Raw genomic sequence first — 23,519 nt, forward strand, 5'->3', positions numbered from 1 at the left:
GGAGGTCCCGGTTGTGAAACCACTTCCATCCCCTTGGCTCGTGCGAGGCCTGGCCGCGGGCGCCCTGGGCACCCTGGCCTTGAGTGCCTGGGAACCCTTGCGCGATGGGCTGCTCGGGCATGCTCCACCGTACTCGATGCGAGACATCGCCACGCGGGCGTTGCGCAACACCTGGGGCATCCGGCTCGCGCCGCGCCCGGCGCAACGCCTGGGACTGCTCATGCGCTGGCTCTACGGCCCGGCGCTGGGCGTGCTCTACGCCGGACTCCGGCCCGCGCTTCCGCCCGCCTCGAGACGATGGGGCCTGCTGCTGGGCATGGGCGTGGGCCTCTTCGAACAGCTCGCCTTTCCGCTCCTGCGCGTCACCGCGCCGCCCCGGACCTGGACACCCACAGAGCATGCCCTGCTCGCCCTCCAGGTGCTGCTCTATGGCTTCGTCACCGAGGCCGTGCTCTCCGAGGCCGCGACGTGAGGGCTCAGGGGTCGCGCCGCAGCGGCACCAGCGCGCGGATCCGCGCGTCGCGCAGGTAGAGCCCCGCCCACACCACCACGCCAATGATGATGGGGCTGGTGAACGGGTCCGAGATGCGCACGTGCGTCGCGACGGCCCCCCCGAGGTAGGCCGTGAGCAGCAGGGCGCCCAGCACGGCGGTGCGAGGCACCGCGTAGAGCACCACGCAGAGCAGTTCGACGATGCCGATGGGGACCAGCGTGGACAGCGGGTAGCCCTGCTGCCCCTGCCAGCCTTGAACCACCTGCGGGTTCTGGGACAGCTTCATCACGGCGCTCATCAGGAACAAGGCCACGGACAGGCCGGACAGGACACGTCCAGTCCACAGCATGGCCTTGCTGGTGGTGGGAGCCGCGGAGGCGGGAGGAGAAGACAGGGAGGAGGCTTCGACAGGGGTGGACATCGGGGGGCTCCTGGGAGCGGAGAGGGACTTCTAGATAGAGAGGGCTTCTAGCTGAGGTGAACCGAACGAATGCCCGGCTGAATAGCGACCGGACGGAGCGCACGCAAGGAGACACGGAGGGTGAATTTCACGCCGGAGCGTGCAACCGGCGGCCGAGGCCGTAGAGTGGACGGGGGATGGAGGCCAAACGCTACCTCGTGCCCGCGGGCGTCCACCGGGTCGAGCAGGAGTTGCAGAAGAGCCGCTTCCTCACCACGGCCGCTCCGGCGCCCACGGTGGAGGAGGCCCGGGCCTTCATCGCCCGCGTGCGCGAGGAGTTCCCCGACGCCACCCACAACTGCTGGGCCTATGTGGCGGGCCCGCCCGGCTCCACCGCCCAGGTGGGCATGAGCGATGATGGCGAGCCCCACGGCACCGCCGGCCGGCCCATGCTCAATGCCCTGCTCCACGGCGGCGTGGGCGAGGTGGCCGTCGTCGTCACCCGCTATTTCGGAGGCACGCTGCTCGGCAAGGGCGGGCTCGTGCGCGCCTATACCGGGTGCGTGCAACAAGCACTCGAGAGCCTCCCCACGCTCGAGCGCGTGCCCAAGGCGCGTCTGGCCATCGAAATCGAATACGCGAGCGTGGATGGGTTGCGCCGCATGCTCCCCGCCCACGAGGCGGAGCTGGTGTCCGAGGAGTACGCCGCCACCGTGGGCTACCAGCTCCTGCTGCCCCTCTCGCGGTTGGAAGCCTTCCGCAAGGCACTGCTCGACCTGACCCTGGGCGAGGTGCTCATCGAGGTGCTCGAGCCCCGTCAGTAGACGATGCAGTCGAACTTCTCGATGACGGCCCGGAGTTCTTCCGGAGTAGTGCCCAACTGCTTCGCGATGGAGGGGGCGTGTTCGGTCATCGCCGTGGTGCGAGCCGGTTGGGTGTGAAGCTCGTCCACGACGACAGCACCATACCGGCCCGGCCACTTGACGCTGCGCAGCTCAGCGGCATGACCGATGGGATCCAGGATGGTGAAGCAGGGCCACTTGGGAAAGCGCAGGGTGGAAGGGTCGGAGTCCATGATGCGGCAGGAGTCCATCTGGGCCTCGGTGAAGTCGCAGTCCTCGATGGAACCGAACTGGTACCCCGGCAGGCTGCTGTATTCAGGCCAGTGTCCGAAATCGCATCCAGTCAGCTTCCCCTTGAACCGGCAGCCCTTCAGGGACGCGGCCACCCATTGCTGGTGGTTCTTCAACTCCTGCTTCACCTCGAAGGTGCAATTGATGAAACGGGCTCCATCGAGGAACAGACGCCGGGCGGACACCTTCAGCACAAGGGTGCAGTTCTTCACCGTCAGGTTGGGGCCGAGGAAGTAGTGCAAGCTCTTGTCCGTCAGCTCCAGTCGCTCGTTTTCAATCTCCTTGTTCTCCATGATGACGTTACCGAGCCCATTCATGGCCGCCCCTTTCAGAAGGTGAGCATCCGGAAGAAGTCGCCCGCCATACGCCTGCCATGTCGCGCCAGGTTCGACTCCGAGCCAGAAAGAATCTCGTACTTACAGCCTCCCGGTGAGGGGTCAACCACGTCGACGCCCTGGTGATTGAACCGGTAGAGTCGTTTGAACTGTTTTTTCACCTCTTCGTGCACGTAGCGTCCCTGGGCCTCGCGATCCAGCAGCCGCGCCAGCCAGTACTCACCTCTCTTCTTGGCATCCTCGATAGCTCTTCGCTCGTTCAGGCTGAGCCTGTGCGGCCCCCACTCCTTGGCAGCTTTGGTGACTGCCTCCTGGAGCATGTCCCCCACCTTGTCCCGAGCGGGAATGTCCGCGGCCGACTTGCCGCGTGGCAGGTGCCAGCGCTGCCCATCGCTGAGTTCTACCTGCCGGTTGCCACCCCGGTGACGAATGACGGTTTCCGCGAAGCGACCCCCAGGAGCTTTTCCCGCCCCATTGCCTTGCCCCTTCTTGAACATCACCACGGCCAGGGGGCCTTGCGGAGAGGTGGCCACCGTCTCCACCGCCGCGATGGCGTGGGCCAGCGCCCCCTCCGTCGCGAGTGCCGTCTCTTCAACCTCTACCCGGCTCATGACGGCGGCGCCGCCCTGTGCCTTCCACTGTCTCCCCGCGAGCTTGAAGCCCGGAAGCGACTTCACCCGAGGCAGCACCTGCCCCAGCGTGTGCCCGCCCAGTGCACCCACCGCCAGAATCATCGCCCGGGCCGCGTCCTCGCCCAGCACCCTGCCGAACTCATCGCCCGCCGCGCGCAGTTCCTCGAAGGTGGTGGCGTGGTGCGCCGTGTCGGCCAGACGAGCCCAGCCATCCATCAGCCCGTACACCGTCTCGAGGCCCAGGTAGCTCATGAGCAGGACGGTGAGGGTGGCGGCCAGTGCCTTGGTCGTCGGCTCGGGCACTACCCACATCATGCAGTAGAGGGCCACCGTCCAGACGACCATGGAGACGAGCGCCCGCGTGTCGAGTAGCTCCCGTCCCAGGGCGGCACGCGTCTCATCCAGCACGGTGCCGAAGGCCAGGGCCAGGGCCAGCGTGCGCCGGTCATCGGTGCGCAGCCAGGCGTCGTCGTCCAGCAAGCCGAGGCAGTCGCCGCCCCCCTGGTGCTCACACCATTGGAGGTACTTCTCCCGGAGGGCCTCTTCGGCCTGGGGAGTGAGGACCACCGGGCCCGCCTGTCGCTCGGGAATGAAGGTGAAGCCCTGGCCGCGGTACTGCTCCAGCTTCCAGTCTCCCGTCGCCGCCAGCCGGGTGGCCTCGGGTGACGACTCCAAGAGGCTCAACAACGCATGTGCGGCCTCTCGTGGCGTCTTGCGCTTCAGCCGCACGTCCCGAGAGAGGCGAAGGAAGGCCTGCTGGAACTCGGCCCGGGAAATGCGCACCGGCCGGGTGGCGACAGCGCCCGGTTCCAGGAAGTCCGCGTCGTACACAGTGGCGGACTCGAGGACAGGCTCCGCCGTGTGAGTCTCACCCGCCTGGGAAACCACTGGGGAACCGCGCTCCCGTGGAGTGCTCGTGGCGCAGGCGGACTGCAGGGAGAGGACGAGCAACCAACCGCCCAGCCGGGGACGGAGCCAAGCGACAGGTGGGCGCGGGACAGCGGATCGAGTGGGCACGGCCCACCCTACACCGAAGCCACCTGACCTCCCGCCGCGCCTAACGGGCCGCGCGCGCGAGCCTCGCCGCGCCCAGCACCGCGCCGCCCGCGAGCGCCGCGATGGCCGCCGTCGCCGAGAAGCGCTTCCAGCGCGGCGTGGCCGGCACCGGGCCATAGGGACCCATCACCCGGGGCATCGGCTGGAAGAGATTGCCCTCGCGGCGCTCCACTGGCTGCTCGCGCATCTGCATGCGCTTGCCCCAACGGCCGAGAATGAAATCCCCCACGAACGGCACAATCGTATCCATCGCCAGGATGAGCCAGCCCTGGAGGAACACCGGCACGAGCGTCTTGCCCGGAGACCTCGCCGCCCGCACCACCGCTCGCGCCACCACGTCCACGTCATACGTGGGCGGCACCGGCTTGGGCGCCCGGCTGAACATCGTCGGCGCGTGCGCGAACATGTTCGACGACACCGAGGGCACCAGGATGTTGGACACGTGGATGTCCGTGTTCGCCAGCTCCAGCTTCAGCGACTTCGCCCAGCCCAGTGTCGCGTGCTTGCTCGCCGAATACGGCGACAACAGCGGCGCCCCGCCCTTGGACAGCATGGATTGCACGTTGAGGATGTGGCCGCTGCCCTGACGCCGGAAGTGCGGCAGCACCGCCCGCGCGAAGCGCATGAAGCCAAAGCAATTCACGTCGAACACCCGCGTGATGTGCTCCCACGGCAGCTCGTCGAAGAGGCCATAGGACTGCACTCCCGCGTCATTCACCAACAGATCCACCCGCCCATAGTGCGCCACGCACTCGCGCACCACGTGCTCCACGTCCGATTGCACCGTCACGTCCCCGGGCACCGCGAGGCACTCGCACCCCTTCGCCTTCATCTCCTGGCACAGCCGCGCGAGCGCCTCCTCCGAACGCGCCGTCACGCACAGCCGCACCCCCGCCTCGCCCAGCCGGACCGCCGCCTGCCACCCCACCCCGCTCGACGCCCCCGTCACGATCGCGACCTGGCCCTTCAATTCCTGGCGACCCATGCCCCCGCCTCCTCTTGTCCGGCTCCGCGTCACGCGGGCCCCCGTGCGCACAGGATGCGAACGCCCCTCCTCCAACGCACACACAGGCCCTCCCCCTGGCCGCCTGTCCGCTCGGGTGCTCTCGTTCCAGACGACTCCGGGCGTCCAGTGGTGAACGCATCGGGATGGGATTTCCCGCCTGGACTCCCGAGGTCGGGTGAAGCTCACCGCCATGAGTTCGGTGCTCGACGCGATCGTGGTGGGCGCGGGACCCAATGGGCTCGCCGCCGCGGTGACCCTGGCCCGCGCGGGCCGCTCGGTGCGAGTCGTGGAAGCCGCTCCCACCCCCGGCGGCGGCGCACGCTCGGCCGAGCTCACCCTGCCCGGCTTCGTCCACGACGTCTGCTCCGCCGTCCACCCGCTCGCCGTGGCCTCGCCCTTCCTGCGCCAGCTCCCCCTCGCCGACCACGGGCTCGAGTGGGTCCACCCAGACGCACCCCTCGCCCACCCCCTGGAGGATGGCAGCGCCGCCGTGCTCGAGCGCTCCCTCGAGGCCACCGCGCGGGGACTCGGCCCCGACTCCAGGCGCTACGAGCGCTGGATGCGCCCCATGGTGCGCGTCTTCGAGGACGTCATGGCCCAGCTCGGAGATCCGTTCCACCTGCCCCGCCATCCGCTGCGGCTCGCCCGCTTCGGCCTGCGCGCCCTGCGCTCCGCACACGCTCAGGCCCGGAGCGCCTTCCAGGGTCCCCTCGCCCGCGCCCTCTTCGCCGGCGGCGCCGCGCACTCCTTCTCCGCCCTCGAGCACCCCCTCACCTCCGCCTTCGGCATCCTCCTGCTCACCTCGGGCCACACCGTCGGCTGGCCCTTCCCCCGAGGCGGCACCCAGAAGCTCGTGGACGCGCTCGTGAACTACCTGCGCGTGCTCGGCGGCGAGGTGGTGACAGGCCAGCGCGTGACGAACGTGGATGAGCTGCCCCGCTCCCGCGCCGTGCTGCTCGACGTGACGCCCGCGCAGCTCGTGAAGCTCGCCGGCCACCGGCTGCCTCCCCGCTACGTGGAGAAGCTACGGCGCTTCCGCTACGGGCCCGGCGTGTTCAAGGTGGACTGGGCCCTCGCCGGCCCCATCCCCTGGCGCGCCTTCGGATGCTCCCGCGCGGGCACCGTGCACGTGGGCGGCAGCCTGGAGGAAATCTCCGCGAGCGAGGCCGCCGTCGCCCGAGGACAGGTGCCCGAGCGCCCCTTCGTGCTCGTGGCCCAGCACACGCCCTTCGATGACAGCCGCGCGCCCAAGGGCCACCACACCGGGTGGGCCTACTGCCACGTGCCCAACGGCTGCACCGAGGACATGACCGCGCGCATCGAGGCGCAGATGGAGCGCTTCGCCCCGGGCTTCGGTGCCCTCGTGCTCGCCCGGCACACGCGCTCGCCCGCGCAATACGAGGCGTACAACGCCAACTGCATCGGCGGGGACATCTCCGGCGGCGCCATGGAGGGCCTGCAACTGCTCGCCCGGCCCGTGGCGAGCCTCGTGCCCTACGCCACGCCGGATCCCCGTCTCTATCTGTGCTCGTCCTCCACGCCCCCCGGAGCCGGGGTGCATGGGCTGTGTGGCTTCCTCGCCGCGCGCGCCCTGCTCGCCAGCGAGGTGTGGCGCAAGGGGTAGGCGGGAACGACCGCTCGCTTGGAGAGGGGGAAAAGCCTGTCATCTCCAGGGGTTACGAAAAGTCCTCCCTTCTTCCACCTGGCGGATGTCGACAAAGTCAGTCTTCAAGACCATCATCACCCTGTCGTATTCGACATTGTCATGGGGTGGGGAATGGGCGAACTCAGCAGCACGGGGCGGGGAGTTCGAGGGTTTGAAGGAGCTGTCACGCACCTCGCGGAGTCGGGCCACGGACCAAGCATGATCTCTTCGGAACGACTGGGTGAGCGGATGGCCCAGGCACGCAAACGGCTGGGTCTGAAGCAGGAGACGGTGGCGGCGGGTATCGGCGTCGCCCGGACGACGCTGGTGGCCATGGAGAAGGGAGAGCGGCGTCCGAGCAACGCCGAGCTGCTCAAGCTCGCTCAGGTCCTCTCTGTTTCCGTGAATGAGCTGCTTCGCGAGCACACGGTCATCGCGGAGGCCTCACCCCGGTTCCGCATCCCGAAACAGCAGAGCAGCGAGGCGGTCGACATCGCGGTCGAGCAGCTCAAACAACTCGGAAGGCAGTACGTCGAGTTGGAGCAGGTGCTCTCCATCACCCGGACCCCGGCCCCCCTGGAATCCATTACCTCCTACCGCGCTTCCGCCACACCCCCGGCGATGTCTCCGCGCCTCCTCGGACAGGATGCGGCGCTCTTCCTGCGCAGACAGTTGGATCTGGGCGATGGGCCCGTGCTGCAACTCGAATCGCTGCTGGAGTTGGAAGCAGGTCTGCGCATCTTCAAGCTCCCACTCCCGTCCGAGGTCGCGGCCATCTTCCTGTGGAGCGATGTGATGGGCGCCTGTGTCGCGCTCAACCGTCACCACCCCGAGGAGCGCATGCGCTGGTCCCTCGTCCACGAATTGGGACACTTCCTGCGCGACCGCGAGGCGGGGGATGTCCTGTCCTCCGAGCCCGGAAACCAGCGTGACCCCTCCGAGCAATTCAGTGAGGCCCTCGCCGCCGAGTTCCTCATGCCCGCCACGGGCGTGCGTCGCCGCTTCGCCGAACACCTCCGCGACAAGGGCGCCCACTTCTCCGCCGCGGATCTCATCGCCATGGCCCGGTTCCATGCCGTGTCCTTCCAGGCCATGACCCTGCGCCTGGAAGAACTGCAACTGCTGCCGGGAGGCACCTACCAGAACCTGCTGCGGCGCAACTTCCGCCCAGTCGCCGCCCAGAAGCAGATGGGACTGGCACCCCTGCCCCAGCAAACCGGGCGGTGGCTCCCACAGCGCTACGAGCGGCTGGCCCTGGAAGCCTATTCACAGGAACTGCTCTCCGAGGGGGAGCTGGCGCGCTACCTGGGCTGCGACCGCGTCACGGCACGAGATCTGTATCTCTCCCGCCAGATCGAAGCCGCCGACGGAGGCGAGTTGGTGCTGGAACTCGGCGAGGACGTGCTGGGCGTGCCGAACGCGGGGTGAACGGTGCCGGGAAGACAGGTCGTCATCGACGCGTGCTCGGCGCTCAACCTGCTCGCGACGGGAAGAAGTGTGGAGTTCCTCCGTGCATTGGGCTGGTCGCTCCTGGTTCTCCCCGAGGTCAGACACGAGGCCCACCGCCTCCGAGGCCCCCTGGATGAAGACGGCCAGCCCACCTGGCTCCCCGCGGATTGGGCTCCGCTGGAGCAACGGGCGCTCATGACCCTCCACGCCCCGGAGTCTCCCAGCGAGGCCTTCGTCGCGGCCTTCATCTCCGCCGCGGAGCATCTCACGGACGTCGATGCCGCCGCCGTGGCCCTGGCCGGCTCGCTCTCGCTTCCCCTCCTCTCGGATGACAACAAGGTCCGCAAGGTCTTCCAGCGGCTGTACCCGGCGCTCGAACTCCAGGCGACGCTGTCATTGATTCGCGACGCCTCGAACCACCTGGGCCTGAGCCCGGAGGCCCTCCGCGACGTCCTGGAGGCGCTTCATTCGAAGGCCCGGTTCGCTCCCCCCAGGCAGGATCCCCTGCGCGACTGGTACATGGAGCATCTGCGCGGAGGATGAAGCACTTTCAGCCCCCACCCCTCCCCAGCGGGCGAGCAAGCCGACATTGAATGCTCCCCGGGAGGTGGAGCAAGCGTGCCGCCGTGCACAACTTGTCCGCCACTCACCTCATGACCCGTCGCCACCGCGCCATCCCGCTCCTCGCATGAGCCACACGCCCCCTCGAGGCACCCTGGTCGTCGAGCCCCGCCACGGGCTCCAGCTCGTCCAGGGCCCCCTCCAGCCCATCGTTCCCACCGCCCTCCCTCCCGAGGGCTCCTCCGGGCCATGTCCCCAGTTGCGGCCCGGTCACCAGGTGGAGCTGGTGTGCAACGGCCGCATCTTCGAGGTCATCGAGCAGGAGATTGCCCGGGCCCGCTCGAGCATCCACCTGTGCATCTACATCTGGCGTCCGGGCAAGGTGTCGGATCGCCTCGTGGCGGCCCTCGAGGAGCGGGCGCGCGCGGGCGTCGCCTGCCGGCTGCTCGTGGACGCGGTGGGCAGCCGGGGGGGCTTCGAGAAGTCCGTGCGCCCCCGCCTGGAACGTGCCGGGTGCGAGGTCCGCCGCTTCCACCCTCCTCGCCTCCGCCACTTCTGGCGGCTGCTCCTGCGCAACCATCGCAAGCTGCTCGTCATCGACGGGCGCGTGGGGCTCACCGGTGGCTGGTGCATCTCGGACGAGTGGGACGGCCACGGCCAGAGCGAGCACGAGTGGCGCGACACCAACGTGCGCGTGCTCGGCCCCGCCGCCCTCGCGCAGATGCAGGCCACCTTCTCCGAGGACTGGCAGCACGCCGGCGGCGAGCCGCTCCCTCCCGACACCTTCCCGGCCCTCGCCCCCGAGGGCCCTGCCCGCGCCGCCTTCATCCAGAGCCGCGCCCGCCCCGGCGCCGAGCCCGCCGAGCGGATGCTCGAGGAAGTCTTCAGCGCCGCCCGGCGCCGGCTGTGGATCTCCAGCGGCTACTTCGCCATCAACGACGCCTTCACCCGCCTGCTCATCCGCCAGCGACGCGCCGGTGTGGACGTGCGCGTGCTCGTGCCCGGCCCCATCAACGACGTGCCCGTGGCGCGCGCCATGCAGCGCTCCACCTACCGCTCCCTGCTCAAACACGGCGTGCGCCTCTGGGAATACCAACCCACGATGATGCACGCCAAGACGGCCGTGGTGGACGAGCACCAGTGCCTCATCGGCTCCACCAACCTGGATCCCTTCTCCCTCAACGTGCTGCAGGAGGGCTCGCTCGTGGTGGAGGACCCGCCCCTCAATACGGCGCTCGCGCGGGCCTTCCTCGAGGACCTCACCGTCTCGCGCGAGGTGCACGCGACGCCCTGGTACTACCTCCTGGTCTCCGGCGTGCGCCGCGTCCTGTGGTGGATATTCGACCTGCTCGATTGACGTCTACTCCCGGACAGCCACCTGGCGGGCAGGCGGATGTGTTCCATGGACCCATCGCCACCGCGCCACCGCGTGCCCATGGTTGCGCCGTAGCCCTGTCCATCCGGGAGACGAACCGTGGGACTCTTCGACCTGCTGTCGCGCTGGCCCCTCCTGCGCCAAATCCAACGCAAGGACGCGTTCGGCCTGGGCGAGTCGGCCATGACCAAGCGCAGCCGCGAGCTGGAGCCGCGCACCGTCCGGGCCGACAAGGTCGTTGCCTCCGTGTGCCCCTACTGCGCCGTGGGCTGCGGCCAGAAGGTCTACGTGAAGGACGGGAAGATCCTCGACATCGAGGGGGATGAGACGTCTCCCATCTCGCGCGGTCGGCTGTGTCCCAAGGGCAGCGCCAGCTTCCAGCTCGTCACCGGCAACCACCGCGTCCATGACGTGCTCTACCGGAAGCCGGGCGCCATGCAGTGGGAGAAGCTTCCCCTGCACAAGGCCATGGACATGATCGCCGAGCGCGTGAAGAAGGCGCGCGACGCCACGTGGCAGGCGAAGACGGAGAGCGGCGACGTGGTCAACCGCACCCTGGGCATCGCGCACCTGGGCGGCGCCACGCTCGACAACGAGGAGAACTACCTCATCAAGAAGCTCTTCACCGCGGGACTCGGCATCGTCCAGGTGGAGAACCAGGCTCGAATATGACACTCCTCCACGGTGCCCGGTCTGGGCATCACGCTAGGACGAGGCGGGGCCACCAACTTCCAGCAGGATCTGGCCAACTCGGATTGCATCCTCATCCAGGGGAGCAACATGGCCGAGTGCCATCCAGTGGGGTTCCAGTGGGTGATGGAGGCGCGTGAGCGCGGCGCCACCGTCATCCACGTGGATCCCCGCTTCTCGCGCACCAGCGCCATGGCCGACGTGTTCGTGCCCCTGCGCGCGGGCACGGACATCGCGTTCCTCGGCGGCATCATCCACTACATCCTGGAGAACGAGCGCTACTTCCACGACTACGTGGTGCACTACACCAACGCGCCCGCCATCCTGCGCGAGGACTTCCGGGACACCGAGGATCTCGACGGGCTCTTCAGCGGCTATGACCCCGAGACGGGCAAGTACCAGCCCCACACCTGGCAGTACGAGGGGCTGGATGGGGTAGTGGCCGCTGCGGGCCACAAGGAGATCTTCGCCGAGCCCGGTGCCGGTGGTCACGGCAAGGTCCAGGGCAAGCACATCACCGAGGTGTCCCGCGACAAGACGCTCCAGCACCCGCGCTGCGTCTTCCAGGTGCTCAAACGCCACTACGCGCGCTACACGCCGGCCGTTGTCTCGCGCATCTGCGGCGTGCCCGAGGAGCTGTTCCTCAAGGTGGCCAAGACGCTGTGCGACAACTCGGGGCGCGAGCGCACGAGCGCCATCTGCTACGCGGTGGGCTGGACGCAGCACTCGGTGGGCGTGCAGAACATCCGCTCGGCCGGCATCATCCAGTTGCTCCTGGGCAACATCGGCCGGCCCGGCGGCGGCATCATGGCCCTGCGCGGCCACGCCTCCATCCAGGGCTCCAGCGACATCCCCACGCTCTACAACCTGCTGCCCGGCTACATCCCCATGCCGCACGCGCCGAACGCGCAGCGCTTCGACCAGTACGTGCACAACAACGAGTCGGCCAGCGGCTGGTGGAGCGAGTTCCCCAAGTACATCGTCTCGCTGCTCAAGGCGTACTACGGCGACGCCGCGACGAAGGAGAACGACTTCGGCTTTCACTGGCTGCCCAAGCTCACCGGGGACCACTCGCACATGACGACCGTGGCCGACATGGCCGACGGCAAGCTGAAGGGCTACTTCGTCATGGGGCAGAACCCCGTGGTGGGCTCGATGAACGGGGCCCTGCACCGCAAGGCGCTGCACAAGCTCGAGTGGCTGGTGGTGACGGACCTGACCCTCATCGAGACGGCCGAGTTCTGGCGCACCGCCCCGGAAGTCCTCCGCGGCGACGTGCGGCCCCAGGACATCCAGACCGAGGTCTTCTTCTTCCCGAGCGCCGCGCACACGGAGAAGTCCGGCTCGTTCACCAACACCCAGCGCCTGTTGCAGTGGCACTCGCAGGCGGTGGAGCCGCCGGGCGAGGCGAGAAGCGATCTGCAATTCATCTTCGAGCTGGGGCGCCGGCTCAAGGCGCTCTATGCGGACTCCACCGAGGAGAAGGACCGTCCCATCCAGGCGCTCACCTGGGACTACCCCACCCACGGCCCGCTCGACGAGCCGGACGCCGAGGCCGTGCTCAAGGAGATCAATGGCTACACGGTGAAGGACGGCGTGCCCGTGCCGGGCTTCACGGCGTTGAAGGCCGACGGCAGCACGGCGTGTGGCTGTTGGATCTACTCGGGTGCTTACGCGGACGGGGTGAACCAGCCGGCGCGCCGCAAGCCGGGCCAGGAGCAGAGCATCGTGGCGCCCGAGTGGGGCTGGGCGTGGCCGGCCAACCGGCGGCTGCTCTACAACCGCGCCTCGGCGGATCCCGAGGGCCGCCCGTGGAGCGAGCGCAAGAAGTACGTCTGGTGGGACGAGGGCCAGCGCCGGTGGACGGGCGAGGACGTGCCCGACTTCATCGCGGATCGACATCCCTCGTACCGGGCCAAGAAGGGCGACCAGGGGCTGGACACGCTCTCCGGGGATGATCCCTTCCTCCTGCAGGCGGATGGCAAGGGGTGGCTGTTCGCGCCGAGCGGCATGGTGGATGGGCCGCTGCCCACGCACTACGAGCCCCTGGAGTCCTCGGTGCAGAACTTCCTCTATGGGCAGCAGTGCAACCCGGCGCGCTACGACTGGCGGCGCCGCGACAACCCCATGGCGCGGGCGTGGGCGGATCCACGCTACCCGTACATGCTCACCACGTACCGGCTCACCGAGCACCACACGGCGGGCGGCATGTCGCGCTGGCTGCCGTGGCTGAGCGAGCTGCAGCCGGAGATGTTCGTGGAGGTGTCACCGGAGCTGGCGGCCCAGGTGGAGTTGGAGAACGGCGGCTGGTGCACGGTGTACACGGCGCGCGGGCAGGTGGAGTGCCGGGTGCTGGTGACCGAGCGCCTGCGTCCGCTGAAGGTGGGCGACAAGCTGGTGCACCAGGTGGGGCTGCCCTACCACTGGGGCTACACGGGGCGGGTGAAGGGCGAGAGCGCCAATGATCTGACGGCCTTCTCGGCGGACCCGAACGTCTCCATCCAGGAGTCCAAGGTGCTCGCGTGCAACGTGCTGCCGGGGCGGCGCGGGCAGGGCAAGCTCGCGGCGATGGGCTGGGAGCCGCCACCCCTGCCTCCGGGCGTGGTCGAGGTGCCGCGAGACAAGGACGGCGTGGGTCCGCCCACGCCCCAACCCGAGCAGGACGCGAGGGAGTAGCGCCCCATGGGACAGAAGGGCTTCTTCACCGACACGACCATCTGCATCGGCTGCAAGGCGTGCGAGGTGGCCTGCAAGCAGTGGAACCAGTTGCCCGAGGACGGCCTGGAGCTGACGGGCATGTCCTATGACAACACGGGGCACCTGGGCGCCTCCACCTGGAGGCACGTGGCGTTCGTCGAGCGGCCCGTGCCCATGCCGGGACACACGGTGGGGCTCTTGGACTTCTCGTGGCTGATGAGCTCGGACGTGTGCAAGCACTGCCAGCGCGCGGGCTGCCTGGAGGCGTGTCCCACGGGCGCCATCATCCGCACCGAGTTCGACACCGTGTACGTGCAGCCGGACGTGTGCAACGGCTGCGGCTACTGCGTGACGGCGTGTCCCTTCGGCGTCATCGACCGGCGCGAGGACGACGGGCGCGCGTGGAAGTGCACGCTCTGCTACGACCGGCTGGGCGAGGGCATGACGCCCGCGTGCGCCAAGGCGTGCCCCACCGCGTCCATCCAGTACGGCGACGTGGACGAATTGCGCGAGCGCGCCAGACGCCGGGTGGAACAGTTGCACGAGAAGGGCCTGGGCGAGGCGTACCTGTACGGCGCGGAGCCGGAGAACCAGCCGGGCACGGGGGGGCTCAACGCCTTCTTCCTGCTCGTGGACAAGCCCGAGGTCTACAACCTGCCGCCCGACCCCGTGGTGCCGACGATGAAGGGCAAGGAGTCCTGGGCGATGGCGGGCTGGGGCGCGCTGGGCATGGCGGCGCTGGCGCTCGGGGCGGTGTTGCTCGGAGGGGGAAGCACGCGTGAGTAAGGGCATCCGGCCTGAGGATCTGGACCAGCGCGGGGATGGGCGAGACATCGACACGAGCCGGGGCGAGCTGTCCGGCGAGGGCGCCTGGCAGCGGGTGAAGCGGTTGGACGAGGCCAACCCCGCGCGCGAGGTGATGCACACGCGGCCCACCCGGTCCGACGTCACCTCGGCGACGCCGAGCTACTACGGGCAGCCCGTGCTCAAGGAGCCGGTGTGGATCTGGACCATTCCGCTCTACTTCTACGTGGGCGGCACGGCGGGCGCGGCGAGCCTGCTGGGCGCGACGGCGGAGGTGCTCGGGGGCGAGCGCCTGCGGCCCCTGGGCGTGCGGTGCCGGTGGATCGGCGCGGTGGGCGACAGCGTGAGCGCGGGACTGCTCATCTATGACCTGGGCCGGCCCGAGCGCTTCCTCCACATGCTGCGCGTCTTCCGCCCCACCTCGCCCATGAACCTGGGCACGTGGATCCTCTCGGGCTCGGGGGCGATGAACGCCGCGGCCGCGGTGCTCGCGGGCCAGAAGGGCTGGCTCGGGCGCGCGGGAGACGGCGCCGCCCTGCTCGGAGGCCTGTTGGGCATGCCGCTCGCGGGGTACACGGCGGTGCTCATCACCAACACCTCGGTGGCCCTCTGGCAGTCCGTCCACAAGACGCTGCCCCTGTTGTTCATGGCCTCGTCGGTGGCGGGCGCGGGCAGCCTGCTGCAACTGCTGCCCCACCCGCCCGAGGAGGAGCGAATCCTCCACCTGTTCGGCATGGGGGGAAAGGTGGCCGCGCTCGCCGCGGGGCTCGCCGCCCACCGCGACGCCATGCGAGTGGAGGCCGTGGGCAAGCCCCTGCGCCAGGGACGCACGGGGGCGATGTGGGTGGCGGCCCAGGTGTGTACCGCGGCCTCACTCGCGCTGGACGTGTGGCCAGACCGGCGACGTCCGGCGACGAAGGTGGCCGCGGCGGTGCTGGGCACGGCGGGGGCGCTGCTCACGCGCTTCGCCATGTTCTACGCGGGCAAGACGTCGTCCAGGGATCCCCAGGCCACCTTCCAGGGCCAGCGCCAGGGCCTGGGCGCCGCGGAGGTGACGGGACACACCCACGCCGCGGACGGCAAGCCGCTGAAATTCCCCCTGCCCGTGCTGAAATGATCCGGATGTGGGACCTCGGACAGCGCTCCGCCCTCCAGGGCGATCACTGTCCACCAACCCACAGATATCCGGCTCACCAGTGAACCCAGGAGATCCAAGAACCCCGTGCCAGTGCAACAGGAGCGTAGGATGGTGATCTCGTCATCTCAGAAAACCCACGCCCACGCAGGGGGGAACGTACCGGGGGGGTACGTTCCGCCGGCCCCTTCACGTCCGCCCCGACGGCCGACCGGTCCATGTCCAGCCCAGCCGCTCCAGACAGCGATGATTCCCTCGCCGCGCCCACCAAGGGGCCGCAGGGCTCCGGGACGGATCCGCTCCTGGGCACGTGTCTGGGCAGCTTCCGGCTCACCCGCAAGCTGGATCAGGGCGGCATGGGCACCGTGTACCTGGGCGAGCACGTGGACATTGGCAGCCGCGTGGCCATCAAGGTGCTCCACCCCCGGTTGAGCGCCTCGAGCCAGGTGATGCGCCGCTTCCGCATGGAGGCGCGCGCGGTGAACCTCATCGGCCACGAGAACATCGTCAGCATCATCGACATCAACCCGGCGCCGCCCCGGCCCTACCTCGTCATGGAGTACCTGGAGGGCGAGTCCCTGTCGGCGCTGCTCGCCCGGGGTCCGGTGCCCCCCGAGGTCGCCGTGGCCCTGCTCACCCAGGTGTGCGACGCGCTGGAGGCCACGCACGCCCAGGGCATCGTCCACCGGGATCTCAAACCGGGCAACCTCTTCCTCGTGCAGCGCGGCCAGGGCCCCGCCTTCGTCAAGGTGCTCGACTTCGGCATCGCCAAGCTGATGGACACCGAGGATCGCACCACCGACACCGCCGAGGGCGCCATCGTCGGTTCGGCGGACTACATGGCGCCGGAGCAGTCGCGCGGCGAGCGGTTGGATGGCCGCGCGGACCTCTATGCGCTGGGCGTCATCGCCTACCAGTTGCTCGCCGGGCGGCGGCCCTTCGTGGAGAAGTCGCTCACCGCGCTGCTGCTCGCGCACCAGACCAAGCAGCCCATTCCCCTGCACGTGCTGCGCCCCGGGGTGTCCTCGGCGCTCTCCAGCGTCATCCTCCGCGCGCTCGCCAAGGATCCCGAGGACCGCTACCAGAACGCCTCCACGCTGCGCGGCGCGCTCCAGGTGGCGCTCGAGCAGGGCCATGCGCGGCCCGCGGCCCGCACCACGCCCTCCACCCTGTCCACCTTCGTGCTCAACCCCGCGCTGGAGCTGCCCGTGCGGGTGACGGCGCCGGGTCCCGGCTCCACGAGCGAGACCCTGCGCTGCACGGAGCTCACGCGCGCGGGCATGTTCCTGTGCACCCAGCGCCTGCCGCCCCTGCTGTCGCGGCTGACGGTGTCCCTCGAGCACCCCGAGGGCGAGCTGAGCTGCGAGTGCGAGGTGGTGCGGCACGTGCGGCCCGACGAGGCGCACACCTGGGGCATGGAGCCGGGCTTCGGCGTGCAGCTCATGGAGCCCTCCATCTCCTTCAAGGCCGCGGTGGCGCACCTGCTGCTCGGCCAGCCGCTGGACACGCTGCGCCCTCCCATCGATCCGGCCGCGGAGTCCGAGGTGGAGCAGGTACTCGCCCCGTACTACGTGCGCGGCATCGAGGATCTCTACGCCGTGCTCGCGCTGGCGACGGACAAGAGCTGCGAGGAGCTGCGGCTGCGCGCGCGCCGCGCCGGACAGGCCCTGGAGCGGCTGTGCGAGCGGCCCATCTCCCCGGCGCTGCGCGCCCGCGTCCACGCGGTGCTCGAGCGCGTGCGCAAGGCGGGCGACACGCTCGGCCATCCGCGGCGCCGCGCCCTCTACGACGCCGAGCGCGGCAACTTCGCCGGCGTGGTGCGCTGTCTGTCCGAGGGGCTCACCGTGAGCCAGTTGGAGGAGCTGCGCCATGACTTCCTCGCCCGGCATCCGCACAGTCAGGCCTCGTTGAAGGCCCACCTGACCCGGGCGCGCACCCATCACCAGGCCGGCATGCTCGCGCTCGCGCGGGAGGACTACGAGCGCGCCCTGCTGTTGGATCCCCTCAGTCTCGAGCTGCACCGGCAGTACCACGCCGTCTGCCGCGCGCTGGAGCGCGAGGCCCCCGTGCCCCCGAGGAACAAGGCCTCCGGCGCCTAGGGCCCGCTCCCCTCCCGGAGGGCGCCGTGCTAACTCCCGGGGCCTTGCTCGCGAGGCCCCATGCCACTGCCCCCACTTCCTCCCCTCGACATCCCCGCCCCGGTGCGGCGCGTGGCCCAACACGCCGTGGCCGCGGGCCTCACCCCGCTCGTCCCCGTGCCCTTCGTGGATGACTACGCGCTGCGCCGCGTGCGCGAGGACATGGTGCGCTCGCTGCTCACCGAGCGCGGCCTCTCCGCGCCCCCGCCCACCGTGCGCGTGCTCGCCGGCCTCCATCCGCGCGAGGGCAGCCGGCTGCAACAACTCGCGGGCAAGGCGGCGCTCCTGTCGCTGCGGCTCGCCTGGCGCAAGAGCTACCGGCGCCTCATCTCCGCCCTGTGGCTCAAGGACTGCGTGGACATGGCCTCGCTCTGCCTGCACCACGGCTATCTCCTGCACTACGCGCTCGAGCGGGGAGACCTGCCCGCGCACGCCCTCACCACCCCGGACGCCGCGCGCCGCGTGCAGGCCGCCATCCACGCCGCCTGCGCCGAGCTGGACGCGCGCCCCCTCAACCAGGCCCTGCGCCGGCTGTGGGCCGGCAGCCAGCTCGTGCGCGAGGCCCTGTCCGAGGCCCTCGCCCACTTCCAGGGCGCGCCTCTGCGCCCCCACCTCGACGCCTCCGGCGCGGAGACTTCACTCGCCGAGCGGCTCGCCGCCGTGCTCTGGGAAGAACGCGGCTATTTCCTGACTCTGGAATCGCTTTACACGAAACACCTGAACTCCACGTGAGCGTTTCCGGCGGCCGATAAACTTGCGCTCCCCACGCTCCGTCGAAAATCATTCACTTCGCGCCGGTCATCCACATCGCGCGAGTCGTCCCACCAGCCCCCCGGCGGCAGTGCCCATCGTTGCTCTGGCGAGGTAGCTCATGGCCAACCTGATTGATGCCGTGCGGTTGGGAGACGCGGGCGTGGTCCGAGCGCTGTTCGAGCGGGATCCCCAAGCCCTGCACCGGGGAGACGCGCGGGGGATGACGCCGCTGATGTGGGCGGCGTGGCATGGCACGGTGGAGCTGGTGCGCTGGCTGCTGGCGCACGGCGCGCAGGCGGCGGTGAAGGACATCCGGGGTGCCACGGCGCTGATGCTCGCGGCGGAGCGGGGCCACCTGGAGGCGGTGCGCGAGCTGGTGTCCCGGGCGGACGTGGACGAGCGCGGCGAGGCGCTGCGGCACGCGGTGGGCGCCGGGCAGCACGAGGTGACGGCCTGGCTGCTGGAGGAGGCGGGAGCGCCGCTCGAGTACCGCGGAGCGGAGGGCAAGACGCCCCTGACGTGCGCCGTGCTCGGAGGCCACTCGGCCCTGACGGACGAGTTGCTGCGGCGGGGGGCGGACGTGGCGGCGCCCAGCTCCCACTTCCTCACCCTGGAGAACCTCCAGGACTCCGGCTGGCAACCCCTGCACTACGCCGCGGACCGCCGGCACGCGCTGCTCGTGCAACAACTGCTCGACGCGGGCGCCGCGGTGGACGCCGCGACGACGCTGGGCACCACCCCGCTGATGCTGGCCGTGCTCCGGGGCGACGAGGACACCGTGCGGCTGCTGTTGCGCGCGGGCGCGGAGCCGCTGCGCGAGGACCTGGGCCGTGCCAGCGCGCTGTCGCTGTCGCGCCGGCAGGGCAAACCCCACATCACCCGGCTGCTCGAGCGCCGGGCCGAGGAAGCCCCCCTCACGCGCGTGCTCCACTGCGTGAAAGGCCTGGGCGAGCGCGCCACCTGAGCGGCCCCCCGCCGTCAGGGCCTCGTCAGTGCAGCAGGCCGCCGCCGGAGTCACCGCCGGAGCCGTCCTCGTCGTCCGGCTCTTCGCGCACGCGCGCCATGGCGGTCCGGAAGCGCTCCAGGGAGCGGCGCAGCCGCGAGTCCATCTGCACCGAGGGACTGTCCGAGCGCGCCAGGCACAGCGTCACCGTCCGGCCCGACAGGGGCGGCTCGCCCGGCTCCAGCACCGCTTCCCGGGAGCCGCCGAACACCAGCCAGTCCAGCCGCCACAGCGCGTCGAGCCGCTGACCGAAGTACTCCTCCATCTCCAGACGCAGCGGCTCGGGCAGCCCCGTCACATCACAGAACTCCGCGCAGTCGCGCAGAAAGCCCTCCACCGCCGAGCCCTCGTCCGCCTGCTCGGGCTCCTCGTGCGAGAAGCTGCACGCCAGCGCCCCGTCCAGCAACCGGGCGAGTTCCTCCCCACAGGTCACCAGGCTCAATCGGGTGCCCTGCTCCGGCACTCCCTCGTCCTGACGCAGGAACGTCTCCCCCGCGAGCGTGTCGAGTCTCATCCTGGCCACGTACCCCTCCAAAACCCCGAACCCCGTACCCTACCGGGGCCCCGCCACCGCGGTCACCTTTTCCACACTCCACCCGCCCCACACGTCTTCAGCGTCGACCTCACCAGCATACAGGAGCCCTCTGACATGACCCGGGGCCCCCCTGCCGGCCCCCCTGTCCTCCAGTACATGTCCTGGGGGAGGACACCCCCACCGTCCTGATTCAGGACAGTCACCTGGAAGACACCAAACCCTGGTTTTTCTTATGGCTCCCACGAGTCAGTGACGAGGAAACGACTCGGGAGCCGCCGGGGGAAGTGGAGCATCCATGCTCCACATCGTGGAGGTAACGCGATGCGTCGTCCTGGCATCCGTGACGCGGCAGGTCTGGCGTGGAAGTTGCTCAACACCCGGGCGCTGGGGGACGACTGGATGGTTTCAGCGCTTCCCGACGGCGAGTTCCCCCGGCGAGCCAGACCAACGCAGCGTCCTTACCCCCCTGTGCCTCCGTCCCCGGACCGGATGACCTCCGGCCCGGGGAGCCCCAAGGAACCTTCTTTCATGAAGCAACTGCCTGCCCTCGCGCTGGCGCTGTGCGCGTTTGGCCTTTCCCCCGTGGCCCACGCCGGAGCGGCGAAGACGACGTATCCCGTGGTGTTTGCCCATGGCATGGGAGGCTTCAACAACATCCTCGGCTACGACTACTGGGGGGATGACTACGGCATGTTCGTGGGCACCACGTGCAAGAGCGCGTGGACGTGCAACGAGGACATCGACGACAACCAGCAGACGTTCGTGGGCCAGGTGCAGCCCATGCAGTCCTCCGAGGTGCGGGGCCTGGACCTGGCCAACGACATCGAGGGCTACATGGCGAGCGTGGGCGCCACGCGCGTGAACATCGTCGGCCACTCGCAGGGAGGAATGGACGCGCGCAAGGCGGCCAAGGTGCTCCAGCAGCGCAAGGGCTACACGGTGGTGTCCGTGCTGGTGAGCGTGTCCTCGCCCCACCGCGGCTCGCCCGTGGCCAAGTACATCCTCGACCTCAAGCCCGGCGTCTCCAGCGTCATCGCCGCCCTGGCCACGTATTACGGAGACGTCATCTACGGGCCGGGCAACGACGCCTACGCGGGCGCCAAGCAGCTCGTCTACAACGACTACAGCGCGAGCGACGGCATCACCACCGGCGCCAAGGTCTTCAACACCAACAACCCCATCGACGCGAAGTACGCCTCGCGCTACGCCTCGTTCGTCACCGCGCAGAGCGGCATGAGCGTCAACCCCGCGCTCTACCTCATCAAGGAATTCCTCTACGACATCGACGGCAACGGCTACTGCCTGGACGACTGCGACAACGACGGCGCGGGCGGCAAGGGCAACGGCTACGCCGGTGACGAGGACGATGACGGCCTGGTGGGCATCAACTCGCAGCAGATGGGCTACCGGCTCAAGTACTCCGAGAGCGTCTTCGGCTTCGACTCCGTCACCACCGACACCAACGTCCCCTACTCGGCGGACCTCAACGCGCCCACCTCCGCGCAGATGACCTCGTCCTCGAGCATCATCAACCAGGACCACATGGACGTGGTGGGCGTGGGGCCGGACACCTTCGACGAGCCCGAGTTCTACGCCGCGCTCTTCCAGTACATCGGCAGCTTCGACTGAGCCGCCGTGCCGCCCCGGACGGCTCCCCATCGCATGGCGGGGGCCTCCGGGAGTAGCCTTCCACGCATGAACCGCCGCAAGGCCCCCCTGCTCGTGGCCCTGGCCCTGCTCCTCGCGGGCACCGCCGTCCTCCTCACCCGGCCCCTGCCGGAGTCTGGCGCCCCCGCCGGGGCGTCCCCGGCGCGGCGGGAAGCCACCTCCCCCACCGGCACGGCTCCGGGCATCCCCCGCGCCCTCGCCCGTCCGCCGGGAACGCCGCCCGAAACGCCCGACACCGCGCGCTCCGAGGAGGAGCTCATCGCCGCCCTGCGCGCGCGCTACGGCGGGCGCCTGCACGAGCCCCACACGCAGATGCGCCTGCTCGAGCAGCTCATGCGCCACTTCCAGCAGCTCAACCCCACGGGGTGGGAGGCGGACCTGCTCGCGCTCGTGCGGCGGGCCTTCCCGGAACAGGCCGAGCTGCTCACCCAGCGGCTGCGCCAGCGCGTGGAGTACGGGCGGTGGATGGAGGAGCACCAGAAGGAGCTGCTCGGCCTGCCCGAGGCCGAGCGCCGGGCGGCGGTGTGGGAGGAGCGCAAGCGGCTGTTCGGCGAGGACGTGGCGGAGCGGTTGTGGGCGGGGGAGCTGCGCTCCGCGGCCGTGTCCGACGCGCTCGTGTCCATCGACGCCCTGCCCCAGGCGAGCGTGGGCGAGCGGCTCGAGCGCTACCAGAAGAGCCTCGCCCAGACGTATGGCGCCGAGTCTCCCGACTACGTGCGCGAGCACCAGCAGGAGCTGATGAACCGTTTCCTCGACCTGGGCTCGGTGCAGCGCGAGCTCGGGGCGATGTCGCCCGAGGCGCGCGCCCGGAGCCTGCGCGAGGTGCGCCAGGGCATGGGCCTGGACGAGGCGGCGCTCGAGCGCTGGAAGGAGCTGGATCTGCGGCGCGACACGCGCTGGGAGCTGGGCGAGCGCTACATGGCCGAGCGCGCCGCCCTCACCCAGCAGTCCTCGGGCCCCGAGCTGGAAGCCCGGCTCGCCGCGCTGCGCGCGCGCTACTTCCCGGACGAGGCGGAGACACTCGCCGAGGAGGAGGCCAGCGGCTTCTTCCGCTTCAACCAGCCCCGGCAGTGGGGCCGCAACTGACGCGGCCCCCTCGCCGCCCTCCCTGCCCTCAGTGCCGCACGGCGGTGGCGACCGCGTCGGCGAGCCGGGTGGTGGGCCGGCCGATGAGCCGGCCGAGCTGCCCGGAGGAGTCATTCAGCTCGCCCCGGCCCGCCTTCTCGCTCGAGTCCACGAGGATTCCCGCGAAGGCGCCCGGCACCCCCGCCTGCTCCAGCACCCCCTGGTACTGGGCGGGTGGCAGATCCTTGTAGACGATGCTCCGGCCCGACTGGCGGGACACCTCGGCGGCGAGCTCCGACTGGGTGAAGGAGGTGTCGCCCGCGAGCTCGTAGACGCGGTTCTCGTGGCCGGTGCCAGTGAGCACCTCCACCGCCGCGGCGGCGTAGTCCGCCCGACTCGCGGCGGCGATCCGGCCCTCGCCCGAGCTGCCCAGCAGGGCGCCGTGCTGCAGCGCCGGCGCGAGGTTCTCGGTGTAGTTCTCGAAATACCAGCCGTTGCGCAGGAAGACGAAGGGGAGGCCGGAGTCGCGGATGAGCTGCTCGGTGGCCTTGTGCTCCGCGGCGAGCGCCAGGCCCGAGCTGTCCGCGTGCAGGATGCTGGTGTAGACGAACAGGCGGACTCCGGCCTTCCGGGCGGCCTCCACCACGGCGCGGTGCTGGGCGATGCGCTGGCCCACCTCGCTGGAGGAGATGAGCAGCACCCGCGTCGCGCCCGCGAAGGCGGCGGCGAGCGTCTCGGGCCGGCCGTAGTCGGCCTGGCGCACCTGCACGCCCTTCGCGGCGAGGTCCGCCGCCTTCTGCGGATTGCGCACCACCGCGATGATCTGCCCCGCGGGGACCTTCTTCAGCAGCCCTTCGATGACGTGCTGGCCCAGCTTTCCAGTGGCTCCGGTGACGAGAAACATGGGGACTCCCTTTCCATGCGGGTGTGCCGCGTTCGAGTTGCA

Annotated in this window: 20 protein-coding genes; 14 read left to right on the forward strand and 6 right to left on the reverse strand. The window is 69.9% G+C overall.

Translation table 11 applies throughout. The annotated features are described in order from the left end of the window. Window positions 1-13: 13 nt before the first annotated feature. On the forward strand, window positions 14-472 hold the full coding sequence (locus F0U63_RS47645; RefSeq protein ID WP_395841952.1) for a hypothetical protein: 459 nt from the start codon (window positions 14-16) through the stop codon (window positions 470-472). A gap of 4 nt (window positions 473-476) precedes the next feature. Here the strand turns inward: F0U63_RS47645 and F0U63_RS47650 are convergent, their stop codons facing one another. Further along, a complete protein-coding gene (locus F0U63_RS47650) occupies window positions 477-914 on the reverse strand; it encodes a DoxX family protein (protein ID WP_395841954.1) in 438 nt (145 codons plus the stop codon). Window positions 915-1,090: 176 nt separating this feature from the next. Here F0U63_RS47650 and F0U63_RS47655 point away from each other — a divergent pair, with 176 nt between their 5' ends. Next, window positions 1,091-1,717 carry a YigZ family protein gene (locus tag F0U63_RS47655; protein ID WP_395841956.1) on the forward strand — a complete coding sequence of 209 codons (627 nt, stop codon included), beginning with the start codon at window positions 1,091-1,093 and terminating at the stop codon, window positions 1,715-1,717. Here F0U63_RS47655 and F0U63_RS47660 read toward each other — a convergent pair. The 3 genes from F0U63_RS47660 to F0U63_RS47670 form a co-directional block, all read right to left on the reverse strand. Next, the gene (locus F0U63_RS47660; protein ID WP_395841958.1) at window positions 1,711-2,343 is read right to left on the reverse strand and encodes a hypothetical protein; all 633 of its coding nucleotides are present in this window, start codon (window positions 2,341-2,343) and stop codon (window positions 1,711-1,713) included. The genes F0U63_RS47655 and F0U63_RS47660 overlap by 7 nt on opposite strands. Window positions 2,344-2,354: 11 nt before the next feature. After that, window positions 2,355-3,824 (reverse strand): hypothetical protein, encoded by a 1,470-nt coding sequence (locus tag F0U63_RS47665; RefSeq protein ID WP_395841960.1) that lies wholly within the window; start codon window positions 3,822-3,824, stop codon window positions 2,355-2,357. A 226-nt stretch (window positions 3,825-4,050) separates the two neighbouring features. Beyond that, a complete protein-coding gene (locus F0U63_RS47670; protein ID WP_395841962.1) occupies window positions 4,051-5,034 on the reverse strand; it encodes an SDR family NAD(P)-dependent oxidoreductase in 984 nt (327 codons plus the stop codon). A 211-nt stretch (window positions 5,035-5,245) separates the two neighbouring features. On the opposite strand from F0U63_RS47670, the gene F0U63_RS47675 reads away from it, so the two are divergent. From F0U63_RS47675 to F0U63_RS47720, 10 genes are all read left to right on the forward strand, one after another. After that, the gene (locus F0U63_RS47675; protein ID WP_395841964.1) at window positions 5,246-6,679 is read left to right on the forward strand and encodes a phytoene desaturase family protein; all 1,434 of its coding nucleotides are present in this window, start codon (window positions 5,246-5,248) and stop codon (window positions 6,677-6,679) included. A gap of 240 nt (window positions 6,680-6,919) precedes the next feature. Further along, window positions 6,920-8,128: an ImmA/IrrE family metallo-endopeptidase gene (locus F0U63_RS47680; RefSeq protein WP_395841966.1), complete on the forward strand. Its 1,209-nt coding sequence runs from the start codon at window positions 6,920-6,922 to the stop codon at window positions 8,126-8,128. A 3-nt stretch (window positions 8,129-8,131) separates the two neighbouring features. After that, window positions 8,132-8,692, forward strand: coding sequence for a hypothetical protein (locus tag F0U63_RS47685; RefSeq protein ID WP_395841968.1), 561 nt, complete (start codon window positions 8,132-8,134; stop codon window positions 8,690-8,692). Window positions 8,693-8,837: 145 nt separating this feature from the next. Continuing rightward, window positions 8,838-10,067: a phosphatidylserine/phosphatidylglycerophosphate/cardiolipin synthase family protein gene (locus F0U63_RS47690; protein WP_395841970.1), complete on the forward strand. Its 1,230-nt coding sequence runs from the start codon at window positions 8,838-8,840 to the stop codon at window positions 10,065-10,067. A 117-nt stretch (window positions 10,068-10,184) separates the two neighbouring features. Next, entirely contained in the window at window positions 10,185-13,451 is a 3,267-nt protein-coding gene (gene fdh / locus F0U63_RS47695) for a formate dehydrogenase (RefSeq protein ID WP_395841972.1), read from the forward strand. A gap of 6 nt (window positions 13,452-13,457) precedes the next feature. Continuing rightward, entirely contained in the window at window positions 13,458-14,258 is an 801-nt protein-coding gene (locus F0U63_RS47700; protein ID WP_395841974.1) for a 4Fe-4S dicluster domain-containing protein, read from the forward strand. Continuing rightward, window positions 14,251-15,393: an NrfD/PsrC family molybdoenzyme membrane anchor subunit gene (nrfD, locus tag F0U63_RS47705; protein ID WP_395841976.1), complete on the forward strand. Its 1,143-nt coding sequence runs from the start codon at window positions 14,251-14,253 to the stop codon at window positions 15,391-15,393. The genes F0U63_RS47700 and nrfD overlap by 8 nt, the downstream gene beginning before the upstream one ends. A gap of 236 nt (window positions 15,394-15,629) precedes the next feature. Next, a complete protein-coding gene (locus F0U63_RS47710) occupies window positions 15,630-17,510 on the forward strand; it encodes a protein kinase (RefSeq protein ID WP_395841978.1) in 1,881 nt (626 codons plus the stop codon). A gap of 60 nt (window positions 17,511-17,570) precedes the next feature. Then, window positions 17,571-18,281, forward strand: coding sequence for a hypothetical protein (locus F0U63_RS47715; protein ID WP_395841980.1), 711 nt, complete (start codon window positions 17,571-17,573; stop codon window positions 18,279-18,281). A gap of 139 nt (window positions 18,282-18,420) precedes the next feature. Further along, entirely contained in the window at window positions 18,421-19,266 is an 846-nt protein-coding gene (locus F0U63_RS47720) for an ankyrin repeat domain-containing protein (protein ID WP_395841982.1), read from the forward strand. 25 nt (window positions 19,267-19,291) lie between these two features. Here the strand turns inward: F0U63_RS47720 and F0U63_RS47725 are convergent, their stop codons facing one another. Next, window positions 19,292-19,819 carry a hypothetical protein gene (locus tag F0U63_RS47725; RefSeq protein WP_395841984.1) on the reverse strand — a complete coding sequence of 176 codons (528 nt, stop codon included), beginning with the start codon at window positions 19,817-19,819 and terminating at the stop codon, window positions 19,292-19,294. A gap of 549 nt (window positions 19,820-20,368) precedes the next feature. On the opposite strand from F0U63_RS47725, the gene F0U63_RS47730 reads away from it, so the two are divergent. Both F0U63_RS47730 and F0U63_RS47735 read left to right on the forward strand, forming a co-directional pair. After that, entirely contained in the window at window positions 20,369-21,469 is a 1,101-nt protein-coding gene (locus F0U63_RS47730) for an acetyltransferase (protein ID WP_395841986.1), read from the forward strand. Between the two features lie 66 nt (window positions 21,470-21,535). Then, entirely contained in the window at window positions 21,536-22,594 is a 1,059-nt protein-coding gene (locus tag F0U63_RS47735; RefSeq protein ID WP_395841988.1) for a hypothetical protein, read from the forward strand. 28 nt (window positions 22,595-22,622) lie between these two features. Here the strand turns inward: F0U63_RS47735 and F0U63_RS47740 are convergent, their stop codons facing one another. Then, window positions 22,623-23,477: an SDR family oxidoreductase gene (locus F0U63_RS47740; RefSeq protein ID WP_395841990.1), complete on the reverse strand. Its 855-nt coding sequence runs from the start codon at window positions 23,475-23,477 to the stop codon at window positions 22,623-22,625. Between the last annotated feature and the right edge of the window lie 42 nt (window positions 23,478-23,519).

It is taken from the genome of Cystobacter fuscus (assembly GCF_044360685.1).
Classification (GTDB): Bacteria; Myxococcota; Myxococcia; order Myxococcales; family Myxococcaceae; genus Cystobacter; species Cystobacter fuscus_C.

Coding starts and splice junctions, on each gene's coding strand:
- F0U63_RS47650 (WP_395841954.1), bottom strand. CDS start 914: ATGTCCACCCCTGTCGAAGCCTCCTCCCTGTCTTCTCCTCCCGCCTCC.
- F0U63_RS47655 (WP_395841956.1), top strand. CDS start 1,091: ATGGAGGCCAAACGCTACCTCGTGCCCGCGGGCGTCCACCGGGTCGAG.
- F0U63_RS47660 (WP_395841958.1), bottom strand. CDS start 2,343: ATGAATGGGCTCGGTAACGTCATCATGGAGAACAAGGAGATTGAAAAC.
- F0U63_RS47670 (WP_395841962.1), bottom strand. CDS start 5,034: ATGGGTCGCCAGGAATTGAAGGGCCAGGTCGCGATCGTGACGGGGGCG.
- F0U63_RS47675 (WP_395841964.1), top strand. CDS start 5,246: ATGAGTTCGGTGCTCGACGCGATCGTGGTGGGCGCGGGACCCAATGGG.
- F0U63_RS47680 (WP_395841966.1), top strand. CDS start 6,920: ATGATCTCTTCGGAACGACTGGGTGAGCGGATGGCCCAGGCACGCAAA.
- F0U63_RS47690 (WP_395841970.1), top strand. CDS start 8,838: ATGAGCCACACGCCCCCTCGAGGCACCCTGGTCGTCGAGCCCCGCCAC.
- F0U63_RS47700 (WP_395841974.1), top strand. CDS start 13,458: ATGGGACAGAAGGGCTTCTTCACCGACACGACCATCTGCATCGGCTGC.
- F0U63_RS47710 (WP_395841978.1), top strand. CDS start 15,630: ATGTCCAGCCCAGCCGCTCCAGACAGCGATGATTCCCTCGCCGCGCCC.
- F0U63_RS47715 (WP_395841980.1), top strand. CDS start 17,571: ATGCCACTGCCCCCACTTCCTCCCCTCGACATCCCCGCCCCGGTGCGG.
- F0U63_RS47720 (WP_395841982.1), top strand. CDS start 18,421: ATGGCCAACCTGATTGATGCCGTGCGGTTGGGAGACGCGGGCGTGGTC.
- F0U63_RS47725 (WP_395841984.1), bottom strand. CDS start 19,819: ATGAGACTCGACACGCTCGCGGGGGAGACGTTCCTGCGTCAGGACGAG.
- F0U63_RS47730 (WP_395841986.1), top strand. CDS start 20,369: ATGAAGCAACTGCCTGCCCTCGCGCTGGCGCTGTGCGCGTTTGGCCTT.
- F0U63_RS47735 (WP_395841988.1), top strand. CDS start 21,536: ATGAACCGCCGCAAGGCCCCCCTGCTCGTGGCCCTGGCCCTGCTCCTC.
- F0U63_RS47740 (WP_395841990.1), bottom strand. CDS start 23,477: ATGTTTCTCGTCACCGGAGCCACTGGAAAGCTGGGCCAGCACGTCATC.